Annotated in this window: 13 protein-coding genes and 1 tRNA gene; 5 read left to right on the top strand and 9 right to left on the bottom strand. The window is 69.7% G+C overall.

Going from position 1 to position 13,242, the window contains the following annotated elements; all coding sequences use genetic code 11:
* From QSK10_RS10615 to QSK10_RS10585, 7 genes are all read right to left on the bottom strand, one after another.
* Entirely contained in the window at window positions 1–375 is a 375-nt protein-coding gene (locus QSK10_RS10615) for a group I truncated hemoglobin (RefSeq protein ID WP_285662465.1), read from the bottom strand.
* 275 nt (window positions 376–650) lie between these two features.
* Window positions 651–1,163 (bottom strand): adenine phosphoribosyltransferase, encoded by a 513-nt coding sequence (locus QSK10_RS10610; RefSeq protein ID WP_285662464.1) that lies wholly within the window; start codon window positions 1,161–1,163, stop codon window positions 651–653.
* 9 nt (window positions 1,164–1,172) lie between these two features.
* Complete coding sequence (locus QSK10_RS10605; RefSeq protein ID WP_285662463.1) at window positions 1,173–1,820, bottom strand: phosphatase PAP2 family protein; 648 nt, start codon at window positions 1,818–1,820, stop codon at window positions 1,173–1,175.
* Window positions 1,817–2,458: a M15 family metallopeptidase gene (locus QSK10_RS10600; protein ID WP_285662462.1), complete on the bottom strand. Its 642-nt coding sequence runs from the start codon at window positions 2,456–2,458 to the stop codon at window positions 1,817–1,819. The genes QSK10_RS10605 and QSK10_RS10600 overlap by 4 nt, the downstream gene beginning before the upstream one ends.
* Entirely contained in the window at window positions 2,455–3,564 is a 1,110-nt protein-coding gene (locus QSK10_RS10595) for a D-alanine--D-alanine ligase family protein (protein ID WP_285662461.1), read from the bottom strand. The genes QSK10_RS10600 and QSK10_RS10595 overlap by 4 nt, the downstream gene beginning before the upstream one ends.
* Entirely contained in the window at window positions 3,561–4,511 is a 951-nt protein-coding gene (locus QSK10_RS10590) for a threonine ammonia-lyase (RefSeq protein ID WP_285662460.1), read from the bottom strand. Before QSK10_RS10590 ends, QSK10_RS10595 begins: the two co-directional genes overlap by 4 nt.
* Window positions 4,512–4,918: 407 nt before the next feature.
* Window positions 4,919–4,989 (bottom strand) — tRNA-Gly (locus tag QSK10_RS10585).
* Between the two features lie 127 nt (window positions 4,990–5,116).
* Here QSK10_RS10585 and QSK10_RS10580 point away from each other — a divergent pair.
* From QSK10_RS10580 to QSK10_RS10570, 3 genes are all read left to right on the top strand, one after another.
* Window positions 5,117–6,091, top strand: a complete 975-nt coding sequence (locus QSK10_RS10580) for a zinc metalloprotease (protein ID WP_285662459.1) — start codon at window positions 5,117–5,119, stop codon at window positions 6,089–6,091.
* Between the two features lie 64 nt (window positions 6,092–6,155).
* Window positions 6,156–6,752 (top strand): dCTP deaminase, encoded by a 597-nt coding sequence (dcd, locus tag QSK10_RS10575; protein WP_285662458.1) that lies wholly within the window; start codon window positions 6,156–6,158, stop codon window positions 6,750–6,752.
* Window positions 6,753–6,788: 36 nt separating this feature from the next.
* Complete coding sequence (locus QSK10_RS10570; RefSeq protein WP_285662457.1) at window positions 6,789–7,598, top strand: mechanosensitive ion channel family protein; 810 nt, start codon at window positions 6,789–6,791, stop codon at window positions 7,596–7,598.
* A gap of 84 nt (window positions 7,599–7,682) precedes the next feature.
* On the opposite strand, the gene QSK10_RS10565 is transcribed toward QSK10_RS10570, so the two are convergent.
* Window positions 7,683–8,282 (bottom strand): hypothetical protein, encoded by a 600-nt coding sequence (locus tag QSK10_RS10565; protein WP_285662456.1) that lies wholly within the window; start codon window positions 8,280–8,282, stop codon window positions 7,683–7,685.
* A 150-nt stretch (window positions 8,283–8,432) separates the two neighbouring features.
* On the opposite strand from QSK10_RS10565, the gene QSK10_RS10560 reads away from it, so the two are divergent.
* On the top strand, window positions 8,433–9,164 hold the full coding sequence (locus QSK10_RS10560) for an AfsR/SARP family transcriptional regulator (protein WP_285662455.1): 732 nt from the start codon (window positions 8,433–8,435) through the stop codon (window positions 9,162–9,164).
* Between the two features lie 54 nt (window positions 9,165–9,218).
* Here QSK10_RS10560 and QSK10_RS10555 read toward each other — a convergent pair whose 3' ends face one another.
* Window positions 9,219–9,500 (bottom strand): DUF6458 family protein, encoded by a 282-nt coding sequence (locus tag QSK10_RS10555; protein ID WP_285662454.1) that lies wholly within the window; start codon window positions 9,498–9,500, stop codon window positions 9,219–9,221.
* A gap of 127 nt (window positions 9,501–9,627) precedes the next feature.
* On the opposite strand from QSK10_RS10555, the gene dnaE reads away from it, so the two are divergent.
* Window positions 9,628–13,215: a DNA polymerase III subunit alpha gene (gene dnaE, locus QSK10_RS10550; protein WP_285662453.1), complete on the top strand. Its 3,588-nt coding sequence runs from the start codon at window positions 9,628–9,630 to the stop codon at window positions 13,213–13,215.
* Window positions 13,216–13,242 lie beyond the last annotated feature (27 nt).

Here is a 13,242-nt window from a genome sequence, read left to right as displayed (position 1 = left end):
TCAGGACTCCGTGGCGACGATGTCGGGCCGCACCGCCTTCAGGGTGTCCTCGACGGCGGCGGCGATGTGCGCGGGCGCGCCCATCTCACCGAGGACGCCCATGAGGTGCGAGCCCACCTTGGCGTAGTGCTCGCCGGTGATGGCCATGCCCGCGTGCGCGGTGGCCAGATCGCGGCCCTCGTAGGCGGTCGGGCCGCCCAGGACCTGCGACAGCAGCAGGACCTGGTGGCGCTTGAGCTGGATGACGTCGGTGTCGACGAAGTAGGGCGCGAGCTCGGCGTCGTCGAGGACGCGGACGTAGAAGCGGTCCACGGCCTCCTTGATGGTGGGGGCTCCGCCGAGCTGGTCGTAGAAGGAGGTTTCGGCAGCGGTCATGTCGCCTGCTTTCACTGGTCACGGAACCGCGCGAACAGTGCGAAGAGGGGAGTCCGCGCGGAGGGGAAGATCCTGACGAGTAACGGCGATGCTACCGGTGGGAACCGGGACGCCCGGTGGCGGCCCGGTACCCACATCGTCCACTGTGGAGGGGTGCAGAAGCGCTGGTGGGACAGCTTTCCAGTCACGCGGGACGCGCCGGAGCAAGCGCTTGCGAGCCCGGCCGGGCCCGGCGATTCCCGAACGGTGATTTAGCGGCGATTTAAGGAGGCGGCCTAGAAACGCACCAGCGAGACCACCGGGTACGCCGTCAGCTTCTCCGCCGCACCCAGGAAGGTCAGCTCGATGACCGCCGCGCAGCCCGCGACCGTCCCGCCCAGCCGCTCCACCAGACGGCAGCCAGAGCGCATCGACTCGCCGGTGGCGATCACGTCGTCCACCAGCAGGACGCGGTCCCCCGGGCCCACCGCGTCGGCGTGCATCTCCACCACGACGTCGTCGTACTCGCCCCGATAGGTGTCGGAGACGGCCTCGCGCGGCAGCTTCCCGGCCTTGCGGATCGGGATGATCGGCAGGGCCAGCTGGTAGGCCATCGGCGCCGCCCACAGGAACCCGCGCGCGTCGAAGGCGGCGATCTTGTCGAAGCCCAGCCCGGCGGTGCCCTCGATGAGCCGGTCCACGGACTCCCGGAACGCCTCGGGGGAGGCCAGCAGCGGCGTGATGTCCTTGAAGCTGACGCCCGGGATCGGGAAGTCGGCCACGGACGGGATGTAGTCGGTGAGATCCACGGAACCAGCCTAGGGCGTGTCGGGCGTCTCCCGGGACTCCCCTTTCTGAAGAGTCTCCGGCAGCCCCAGCCACGCGCCCGCCGCGCAGAACAGCGCCGCCGAGACCAGCACCGACCCGGCGATGTCACTGACCCGGTGCCAGCCGGTCAGCACCGTCAGCCCGCCGATCAGGGCGACCGCCGCGCCCAGCGGCAGCATCGCCGGGACGCGCAGGCGCGGCGGCAGTGCCAGCATCAGCCCGAAGGCGACGCCCGCCGCGACGGTCGTGTGGCCCGACGGGAACGAGTTGTGCAGGGGTGCGCCCGCGTCGTCCAGCAGCGGCCGCGGCAGCCCGTACTTGAGGACCTCGGTGATCGCCACCGACAGCATCGCCACGCCCGCTCCCGCCACGCCGAAGCGCACCCGCCGCCGCGCGGAAGCCGTGCGGGTCAGCGCGCCGGTGAGCGCGATCAGCGCGAACGCGGCCAGGATCAGCGGCGGCGAGCCCACCAGGCTCAGCGCGGCCAGCGCCAGGTCCGTCGCGGGCCCGGGACCCATCGCCCGGTCGAGCGCGCGGTTCTCCACGACCTGCCCGGTCCAGGTCCACACCGAGAGGACGTAGACGACGGCGGCCGCCAGCGCGCAGAGCGCACCGGCGGCCAGCCAGCGGTTCCTCACAGCTCGACGGGCCCGTACCGGGTGTGCGTCGCGTTCAGCGAGAGCGCCCAGTAGCGGTCCCCGTAGGACCAGTGCCACCACTCGGTGGGGTAGTTGACCATGCCCACGCCCAGCAGCACCTTCGACAGCGCGTCGCGGTTGCGGCGGGCCTCGCCGATGACGTCCGGGGACGCGGTGAAGCAGCGGTTGCGCGAGTCGACCGGGCTGGCGTCGACGGCGGTGCCCATGTCGAGCTCCACCCCGTCCGGCGTGCAGAGGGTCAGGTCGACGGTGCCGCCGGTGCCGTGCGGGGCGACCTCGGGCGGGGAGACGAACTTCGAGGCCTCCACGTGCAGGAGGGCCTCGTCCCAGCCGGGGTTGGCCGCGCGCAGCTTGTCCTTGTAACCCTCGAAGTACTTCCGCTGGAGTGCCGGGGGCCGGTAGGCCTCGGTGATCAGCAGCCGCATCCCGTCGGGCAGCATCGCCTGCGCGCGCAGCAGCTTGTCCAGCACGGCCTCGCGGATGCGGGCGTACCAGCCGTCGGGGTCGGCGTAACGGCCGTCCAGGCGGATCTCCGGCACCTCGCGCAGATCGACCATCGCCTCGCCGTTGTCGCGGCTGGGGACGGCCGCGACGCGGGGGTCGGACAGCAGGATCACCCGGCGTTCCTCTTCCCGGAGTAGCGCTCGTGCCGCTCGAAGCCCAGGTCGATGAGCCGGGTGATGAGCTCCTGGTAGGTCACGCCCGAGGCGGCCCACACCTTCGGGTACATGGAGTGCGCGGTGAAGCCGGGGAGCGTGTTCAGCTCGTTGACGTAGACCTTCCCGGCGGCGTCGTCGTAGAGGAAGTCGACGCGCGCCAGGCCCCAGCCGCCGACCGCGCGGAACACCTTGAGCGCCAGGTGGCGCATCTCCTCCGACAGCTCCTCGGAGATCTTCGCGGGGACGATCATCGGGTCCTCGGTGCCCCGGTACTTCTGCTCGAAGTCGAAGTGGCCGTCGGCGACGGTCACCTCGCCCACGCAGCACACCTCGGGGTTGAAGCCGCCCAGGACGCCGGTCTCCAGCTCGCGGGCATTGACGCCCTGCTCGATGACGACGACCGGGTCGAAGGCGAAGGCGGCCTCGACCGCCTTGGCCAGGTCCGCGACGTCCTCGACCTTGCTGATGCCGATCGAGGAGCCCATGTTGGCCGGCTTCACGAAGAGCGGCGGGACGAGGTCCTTGACGAGCTCGGCGGGGTCGGTGGTGGCCCAGTTGACCTCGTCGACCCACACGTGCGGGGTCACGGGGATGCCGTCGGCGATGAAGGCGCGCTTCATGGCGACCTTGTCCATGCCGACCGCCGAGGCGGCCACGCCGCAGCCCGCGTAGGGCACGCCGAGGGCCTCGAAGTAGCCCTGGATGACGCCGTCCTCGCCGAAGGGGCCGTGCAGCACGGGGAACAGGAAGTCGAGGGTGTCCACGACCCGGCCGTCCAGGACGATGTCGACCTTCGCCTCGGTGCGCACGGCGCGGAACTCCACGACCGGGCCGCTCACCTCAAGGCGGTCGTCGATGGCCAGCGCGCTCGGGGCCTGCTCGATGAAGCCCTTGACGACGTCCTCGGGAAGGAGGTGGAACGCGCCGTCGCGGCCGACGCCGATGACGACGGGGGTGAAGCGGGTGCGGTCCATGGCGCGCGCGACGCCCAGCGCGGACGCGCCCGAGACCTGGCGCTCGGCCGAGGGGCCGCCGAAGAGCACACCTACACGAACGGCACTCATGCCGGTACCTCCTGGTACGTCGAGAGAAGGGTGGAGACGACACCGGCGTCGACGTTGCCGCCGGTGATCAGCACGCCGATGTCCCGGTACTCACCGGTGGCGGCGAGCTGGAACGCCCCCGCGAGCGCGGCGGCGGCCGAGGGTTCGGCGAGCAGTTTCGCGTACATCATCGCCGCCCCGAACGCGCGCGTGATCTGGGCGTCGTCGACCAGCTGGACCCCGGCGATCGTGTCGCGCAGGATCGACAGGGGCAGCGCGCCCACCGTGGACGGGCGCAGCCCGTCGGCGAGCGTGGGGCCTGGGGGAACGGTGACGCGGTGACCGGCTTCGAGGCTGCGGCGCAGTGAGTCGCAGCCGACGGGTTCGACGCCGTAGACGTCCATGCCGCCGTCGGCGGCCAGCACGGCGCCGGCGACGCCGCCGCCTCCGCCCACGGGGACGACGATGGCGTCCAGGTGGTCGGTGTCCTGGATGAGCTCCAGGGTGGCGGTGCCCTGCCCGCAGACGACGTCGGGGTGGTCGTAGGCGTCGATGATGACGTGCCCGGTGTCGGCGTGCAGCTTGGCGACCAGCTCCAGGCGCTCCTCGACGGTGGTGCCGACCTGGTGGACGGTGGCGCCGGTGTCGGCGATGAGGGCGATCTTGGCGAGCGAGGCCTCCATCGGCAGCACGATGTCGCAGTGCATGCCGTTGGCCCTGGCGGCGAGGGCCACCGCGTAGCCGTGGTTGCCGGTACTCTGCGCGATGACGCCGGGGGCGCCGGTGCGGCCGACGGCGCGGGTGGCGCCGCGGAACTTGTACGAGCCGCCGTGCTGGAGGTTCTCCGCCTTCAGCCACAGGGACGTGCCGCCGAGGTCGAGCTTGTCGACGTGCAGTACCGGCGTCCGCACGGCCCGTCCCTTGAGCCACTCATGGGCTTCGATGACGTCTCCGTGCGTGAGGCTCACGACACGCGTCCCGACGGAATCTGGACAGAGCGCACAGATGTCTCCTCTCTGTGACCGGCTCCGGGAAGTGGTGGACCGGAGATGCACCTGACCACCACGGTACATACGCGGTATGCACCGATGACGGGTGGAGAGTGCGGCCGGATTTGGGGTCGGCCCAGGGAACGGTACAAGGTACGCGCTCCGAGGCGGAAGGGTTCAGGGGCAGAGGTGAGAAAGATCCGCTTTGCCGGTGATGGGGTGTGACGGAGGTCGCGCGGGTTTCCCCTCGTCCCCGGGCAGACCGCACTGCCCGGACGGGCACCCGGCGCCGCCCTCGGGTGGGCGCGGAGGAGAGGAGCGGGCCCGGACGCGATCAGGGCCAGTCCCGTGTAGCGGACCGGCCCTGAGCTGCGTACTTGATTCCGAGCGGATGACGGGAATCGAACCCGCACTGTCAGCTTGGGAAGCTGAAGTTCTACCATTGAACTACATCCGCGAGTGCTCCCCACTGTAGCCGATGCCTTCACGCCCTCTCGCACGGACCTTCCCCGGTCGGTGGAAATCCCGTACGCTCCCCGCCAAGACTGCCTCCGGGCAGGGTGAACACCGGCGAGGAGACGAGAATGCGATTCCCTTTACCGCAGCGTTTCGGACGCACCATCGCCGCCACGGGAGCGGCGGCGCTCATCATCGGCGCGGCCCTCACCGGCTCGGCGACGACCGCGGCCGCCCCGGCGCCGGACTCCGCGCGCTGCGGTGACGCGACGTCCACCGACGACTTCGGCCCGTCCTACGACGCCCGGCCCAAGAAGGGCGCCAAGCACGACGCCAACGAGCTGACCGCCAAGCAGGCGGCCAACCGCGAGAACGACCTCAACCGGCGGCTGAGCGAGCGCTCGCGCGGCCTCGCCGGGCCGCGGGCGGCGTCCGCCACGATCACGATCCCGGTCGTCTGGCACGTCATCATGGACAACGCGGGCAACGGCGACGTGAGCGACGCCGTCATCGCCAGCCAGATCGCCGTCCTGAACGACGCCTACGACGGCGGCGCCATCGGCGGCGCGCCCACCGCGTTCCGCTTCAGCCTCACCAAGGTGACCCGGACCAAGAACTCCGCCTGGTACGGCGTGGTCCCCGAGACCACCACCGAGGTGCAGATGAAGGCGGCCCTGCGCGAGGGCGGCGACGGGACCCTCAACCTGTACTCGGCCAACATCGGCGACAACCTGCTGGGCTGGGCGACCTTCCCGACCCGCAGCATCGGCTCCATCGACGGTGTGGTCATCCTGAACGCCTCGGTCCCCGGCGGCGCCGCCGGCCAGTACAACGAGGGCGACACCGCCACCCACGAGGTCGGCCACTGGCTCGGGCTCTACCACACCTTCGAGGGCGGCTGCTCCGGTCGCGGCGACTACGTCTCCGACACCCCCGCCGAGGCCGAGCCGCAGTTCGAGTGCGCGGCCCGCGACTCGTGCGGATCGGCCGGGACCGACCCCATCCACAACTTCATGGACTACACCCCGGACGCGTGCATGTACGAGTTCACCGCCGGACAGGCCACCCGCGCGCTGAACACGTGGAACGCGTACCGCGCGTGACCTGACCGCCACGGAAACAGGTGCGGTTGCCGACTGCCCTGCGCCCTGAAATAGGGTGCAGGGCATGTTGCTGTCCGACCGGGATCTCACCGCGGCGGTCAAGGCCGGACGCCTCGGCCTGGACCCCTTCGAGCCGACCCTCATCCAGCCCGCGTCGGTCGACGTGCGCCTCGACCGCTGGTTCCGGGTCTTCAATAACTCGAAGTACACCCACATCGACCCCTCCGTCCAGCAGGACGACCTGACGTCCCTGGTCGAGATCGAGGACGGCGAGCCCTTCGTCCTGCACCCCGGCGAGTTCGTGCTCGGCTCCACGCTGGAGACCGTCACCCTCGCCGACGACCTCGCCGCGCGGCTGGACGGCAAGTCGTCCCTGGGCCGCCTCGGGCTGCTCACCCACTCCACCGCCGGGTTCATCGACCCCGGCTTCTCCGGGCACGTCACCCTCGAACTGTCGAACGTGGCGAACCTGCCCATCACGCTGTGGCCCGGCATGCGCATCGGCCAGCTCTGCATCTTCGGGCTGTCCTCGGCCGCCGAGCACCCCTACGGCTCGCCCGTCTACGGCTCGCGCTACCAGGGACAGCGCGGCCCGACGCCGTCCCGCGCGTGGCAGAACTGGCGGACTTGGCCGACATCTACCCAGAATCGCGCCAAATAGGACCAAATCCGGGCCGAGAGGTCTAGCCTCCCGGCTATGAACATCTCGCAGAGCTTTCAGAACGCGCTCGACGCGGTCGTGGCCTTCATACCGAGGGCCATCGCGTTCGTCGCCATCCTCGTCATCGGCTGGATCGTCGGGCGGCTGCTGCAGAAGCTCGTGGTGAAGTTGCTCGTCAAGGTCGGCTTCGACAAGGCCGCCGACCGGGGTGGCCTGCGCCGCTTCACCGGGCGCTACACCGCGAGCGCCATGGTCGGCCTGATCGTGTTCTACGCGATCATGCTGTTCACCTTGCAGCTGGCCTTCGGCGCCTTCGGTAACAACCCGGTCAGCACGCTGCTGAACGGCATCGTGGCCTGGCTGCCGCAGCTGTTCATCGCGCTGGTCATCATGGTCGTGGCGATGGCCGTGGCCAACGTCGTCTACGACCTGGTGTCGAACGCGCTGGCGTCGGTCTCCTATGGCCGGACGATCGCCGCGGTCGCCCGCATCGCCATCATCGTCATCGCCGCGATCGCCGCGCTGAACCAGGTCGGCATCGGCTCCTCGGTGACCATGCCGCTGTTCATCACCGCCCTGGCGATCATCGCCGGTGTCGCGGTGGTCGGCCTCGGCGGCGGCCTCATCGCCCCGATGCGCGAGCGCTGGGAGCGGACCCTGGGCCGCATGGAGCAGGAGACGACCAACCTGCGCGCCTCGGTGCAGAACACGCAGGGCCCGCCGAGCTTCGGGCAGCCCAGCTACCAGAGCCCGTACGCGCAGGACGTGCAGGCGCCGCACGGCGTCCAGGAGACCCGGCCGCAGGTGGCGCACGGCGAGACCCCGCCGCCTCCGCCCGTGCAGTAACCGTCAGGACGCGAAAGGCCGCCCCGCCCGGGCGGCCTTTCGCGTATCGGTGGTGGGGCCGGGCGGTGGCCCGGCCCCTGTTCGCTAGTAGGTGACGTACCAGAAGATGCCGGGGCCGTAGGAGACGCAGATGCTCCCGTCGGCCTTCTGCACCCAGCTGGGCGAGACCACGTCCTGTGTGGACCAGCCGTACTGGTTCAGGTCGTCCCAGTACCGGTCCCAGCGGTCGGAGGTGCCGGGCAGGCCGTGACCGTCACCCTGGTAGGAGATGCCGTTCTCGTCCTGGAGCTCGATCGTCCACTGGAACCCGATCGCGGGCCCGTTCACCTTGAAGCCGCTGCGCAGCCAGATGGTGTGCGGGGCGACCTGGTCGCCTTCGATGAAGGAGTAACCGCAGTCGCCCCACTTCTCGTCGTGCACGACCTGGGTGGAGTTGGGGTGCAGGACGGCGCTGGGTTCGCGCGTCTCGTCGTCGGGGTCGGCCGGAACCGACTGCTGCGAACCGTCGGGGTAGGTGACGATCTCGTATCCGTTCGCCGCGGCCACGTCGGCGTCGAATCCGGTGATCCACATGCCGAACTGCCCACGGTAGGAGGGCTCCTCGGCTTGCGCCGTCCCGGCGGTGCTCAGCAGAACGGTGAATAGCGCCGCCACGGCGACGGCGATGATGCGTGCTCTGCGCATGTCCTTCCCTTCGGAGATCTGCATAGAGGGTTGTCGATGCATGAGCCTTCCGGCCGTACGTACGGAACGCGCATAGATCACGCACGGGATGATCCGCCGAATCAGATATATGCTCACGCATAGAATGCTTTTCCACCCCGGGGAACCCAAATGGTGCGATTCAATCTGCTCGACCGTGTCCACATCCGCAGCGACGGGCGGGTGATCGAGTTCGGCGCGCCCCTGGCCGCGACGGCCCTGACGACCCTGCTGATCAACGCCAACCGGCCCGTCCCCACCGCGACCCTGGCCACCGCGATGTGGGACGACGACCCGCCGCCCAGCGCCGAGGCGAACATCCGCACCCACATCGCGTCGGTCCGGCGCATGCTCAGGCCCATCGCCGACGTGCACCTGCGCACCCACCCCGGCGCCTACGCCCTCCACGTGCCGCACTGCGCCGTCGACCTGCACGAGTTCCACTGGCTGGTGCGGCACGCCCGGACCAGCCCCAAGCCGGGGCCCGCCATCGAGGCCTTCAGCGCGGCCCTCGGGCTGTGGGCCGCGCCGGCCTTCGTCGGGCTGTCGCCCTCACACGGGCTCGGCGCGATCCTGCGCGCGCACGAGGACGCGCGGCTGGACGCCCTTGAGGAGATGTGCGCGGTCCGGCTGTGCGTGGGCGCGCTGCGAGGGCTGGCCACGCGGCTGCGCATGCACGTGGCCGAGCACCCGCTGCGCGAGCAGGGCTGGCGGCTGCTGATGGAGGTCCGGCACGCCGAGGGCGACACGGCGGGCGCGCTGGAGACCTACGAGCGGATGCGGACCGTCCTGGCCGGTGAGCTGGGCGTGGAGCCGGGCGCGAAGAGCCGGGAGGCGTACCTGAAGATCCTGCGGGAGCGTTAGACACGCCCGGGCCGCGTTCCTGCCGCTCGACAGTGACCCGCGCTCGGGCGCGTCTCAGTCCTGCTGCGGCTTGCGCGGCTCGGGCGCGGCCTTCTGCGGCTCGCCCCGGCGGGCGTCGCGGCGCGCGGCGTTCGTCCGGCGGATCTCCTCGACGGTGGCCGACTCGGCGGCCTTCTTCGACTTCCAGAAGGTCAGTGTGAGGACGATCCCGGCGGCCCCGGCGATCATCAGGATCACACCGGTGGTCTGCAGCGAGATCCAGTCCGGGCTGCTTTTCACCGCGAATGTCAGGATCGCGCCCAGAACCAGTAGGAAGATGCTGCCACCGATGCCCATGCGCCGCCCCCAGAAGTCCGGTGCGCCCAGATTACTACCCGCGTGCCCTCCGGAACACCCCCGGACGGGACCGCCGGAGCCGACTAGTGTGAAGGTCCGGCCGGAGCGAATGAGGGGTTGATCAGCGGTGTCGGACAGGTCCTTCGTCCACCTCCACGTGCACACCGAGTACTCGATGCTGGACGGTGCCGCCCAGCTCAAACCCCTGTTCACCGAGGCCGCGCGGCTGGAGATGCCCGCGATCGGCATGACCGACCACGGCAACATGTTCGGCGCGTACGCCTTCTACAAGCAGGCGCAGTCGGCCGGGGTCAAGCCCGTCATCGGCATCGAGGCCTACCTCGCCCCCCACGACCGCTTCCACAAGAAGCCGGTCTTCTGGGGCGACCCGTCCCAGCGTTCCGACGACCTGTCCGGTAACGGCGCCTACACGCACATGACGATGCTCGCCCGCAACGCGCAGGGCCTGCACAACCTGTTCGCGCTGTCCTCGCGCGCCAGCATCGAGGGCTACTACTACAAGCCGCGCATGGACCGCACGCTGGTCGCCGAGCACGCCGAGGGCATCATCGCCACCACCGGCTGCCCGTCCGGCGAGGTCCAGACCCGCCTGCGGCTCGGCCAGTTCGACGAGGCCCTCCAGGCCGCCGCCGACTACCGGGACATCTTCGGCGCGGAGAACTTCTTCTGCGAGGTCATGGACCACGGCCTCGACATCGAGAACCGCGTCCGCGAGGGCCTCAAGGACATCGCCGGGCGCCTGAACCTGCGCTGGCTGGCCACCAACGACTCCCACTACGTCACCCAGGACCAGGCCTCGGCCCACGAGGCGCTCCTGTGCGTGCAGTCCGGCAAGACCCTCGACGATCCCAAGCGCTTCAAGTTCGACGGCGACGGCTACTACCTGAAGTCGGCCGCCGAGATGCGCGAGATGTTCGACGCCGAACTGCCCGGCGCCTGCGACTCCACCCTCCTGATCGCCGAGCGCGTCGAGTCCTACGACTCCGCCTTCGCCCACCAGAACCGGATGCCCATCTTCGACGTGCCCGAGGGGCACACCGAGGAGACCTGGCTGCACCACGAGGTCTTCGAGGGCCTGGGACGCCGCTTCCCCAACGGGCTCCCCGAGGGCTACGCCGAACGCGCCGAGTACGAGCTGTCGGTCATCAACGGGCAGGGCTTCCCCGCCTACTTCCTCGTCGTGGCCGACCTGTGCAATTACGCGCGCGCCAACGGGATCCGGGTCGGACCGGGCCGCGGCTCGGCCGCCGGCGCCCTGGTCGCCTACGCCCTGGGCATCACCAATGTGGACCCCATCGAGCACACCCTGCTGTTCGAGCGGTTCCTGAACCCCGACCGCATCTCGATGCCCGACATCGACATCGACTTCGACGACCGCCGCCGCGGCGAGATGATCACCTACGCCACCAACAAGTACGGCGCGGACAAGGTCGCCCAGGTCATCACCTTCGGCACCATCAAGGCCAAGGCGGCCCTGAAGGACGCCGCCCGCATCCTCTACGGCCCCGCCGGGTTCGGCATGGCCGACAAGATCTCCAAGGCGATGCCGCCGGCCGTGCTCGGCAAGGACATCACCCTCAAGGGGATCGTCGACCCGAACGACTCCCGCCACAAGGAGGCCACCGAGGTCCGGTCCCTTCTGGACACCGACCCGAACGCCAAGAAGATCTTCGACACCGCGCGCGGCCTGGAGGGCCTGATCCGGCAGCCCGGCGTCCACGCCTGCGCGGTCATCCTGTCGAAGGACCCGATCATCGACGTGATCCCGGTGTGGGCGCGGCCCGCCGACGGGGCGATGATCACCGGCTTCGACTATCCGTCCTGTGAGGACATCGGCCTGCTGAAGATGGACTTCCTGGGCCTGCGCAACCTCACCGTCATGGGCGACGCGATCGACCTGGTGAAGGCCAACCGGGGCATCGACATCGACCTGGACACCGTCCCCATCGACGACCCGGCGACCTACGAGCTGCTCCAGCGCGGCGACACCCTCGGCGTGTTCCAGCTCGATGGTTCGGCCATGCGCGAGCTGCTGCGCCGGATGGCGCCCACCGAGTTCGCCGACATCTCGGCCGTGTCGGCCCTGTACCGGCCCGGCCCGATGGCGATGAACGCGCACAACGACTACGCCGACCGCAAGAACGCGCGGCAGGAGGTCAAGCCGATCCACCAGGAGCTGGCGATCTCCCTCCAGGAGATCCTGGCGCCGACCTACGGCCTGATCGTGTATCAGGAACAGATCATGAAGATCGCGCAGAAGGTCGCCGGGTTCACCGCCGGACAGGCCGACGTGCTGCGCAAGGCCATGGGCAAGAAGAAGCTGGACGTCCTGGAGAAGGAGTTCGCGCGCTTCTCCGAGGGCATGAAGTCCATGGTGGACGAAGAGGCCGGGATCACCGCCGGGTACACCGACGAGGCGATCAAGACCCTCTGGGACACGATCCTGCCGTTCGCCGGTTACGCGTTCAACAAGTCGCACGCCGTCGCCTACGGCATGGTCTCCTACTGGACGGCCTACCTGAAGGCGAACTACCCGGCCGAGTACATGGCCGCGCTGCTGACGTCGGTCGGCGACTCCAAGGACAAGGCGGCGGTCTACCTCGCCGAGTGCCGCAAGATGGGCATCAAGGTCCTGCCGCCCGACGTCAACGACTCCATCGGCTCCTTCTCGGCCGTGGGTGAGGACATCCGCTTCGGCATGGGCGCCATCCGCAACGTCGGTGAGAACGTCGTGGCGTCCATCGTCAAGTGCCGCAAGGACAAGGGCGCCTACGAGAACTTCCAGGACTTCCTGTCCAAGGTGGACGCGGTGGTGTGCAACAAGCGCGCCATCGAGTCCCTGGTCAAGGCCGGGGCCTTCGACTCGCTCGGGCACACCCGCCGCGGGCTGGCCGAGGTCCACGAGCAGGCCATCGACGCGATGATGTCGATCAAGAAGGAAGAGGCGAAGGGCCAGTTCGACCTCTTCGGCGACATGTTCGCCGCCGAGGACGCCTCCACCACCCTCGGCGTCGACCTCACCGTCCCCGAGCACGAGTGGGACAAGCGCGACCTGCTCACCTTCGAGCGCGAGATGCTGGGGCTGTACGTGTCGTCCCACCCGCTGGTCGGCTACGAGCGGCTCCTGTCGGCCAACTCCGACAAGCCGATCGCGGCCCTGTTCGCCGACGACGCCCCCGACGGGGCGATGGTGATGGTCTCGGGCATCCTCACCGGTGTCGCCAAGCGCGTCACCAAGCAGGGCAAGCTGTGGGCGTCGGCGTCCATTGAGGACCTGGAGGGCGGCATCGAGGTCCGCTTCTTCCCGGCCACCTACGAGGCCGTCGGCGACTACCTCGCCGAGGACCTCGTGTGCTGCGTGAAGGCCAAGCTCGACAAGCGCGAGGGCACGCCCCAGCTCATCGCCCAGGACCTGCGGATCCTGGACGTGTCCTCACAGGACAAGGACGGCGCGGCCGGTCCGGTGACGCTGTCGCTGCGGGCGCAGAACGTGACGGAGTCGCTGGTGCGCAAGCTCCAGGAGACCCTGATGACGCACCGGGGCGAGTCGGAGGTGCGGGTGAAGCTGCTCGGCGGCGGTCCCAGCCCGAAGATGTTCCGGCTGTCCCCGGCGTGGCGGGTGACGCCCTCGACGTCCCTGGCGGCCGACATCAAGGCGCTGCTGGGGGCCGGGGCCCTGGAGTTAGAGGCGTGATTGAAAGGGCCGCCCTTCGGGCGGCCC

It is taken from the genome of Actinorhabdospora filicis (assembly GCF_030269765.1).
GTDB classification, from domain to species: Bacteria; Actinomycetota; Actinomycetes; order Mycobacteriales; family Micromonosporaceae; genus Actinorhabdospora; species Actinorhabdospora filicis.
Note: the sequence above shows the minus strand (reverse complement) of the source record. Positions and strands in the feature narration are given on the sequence as shown.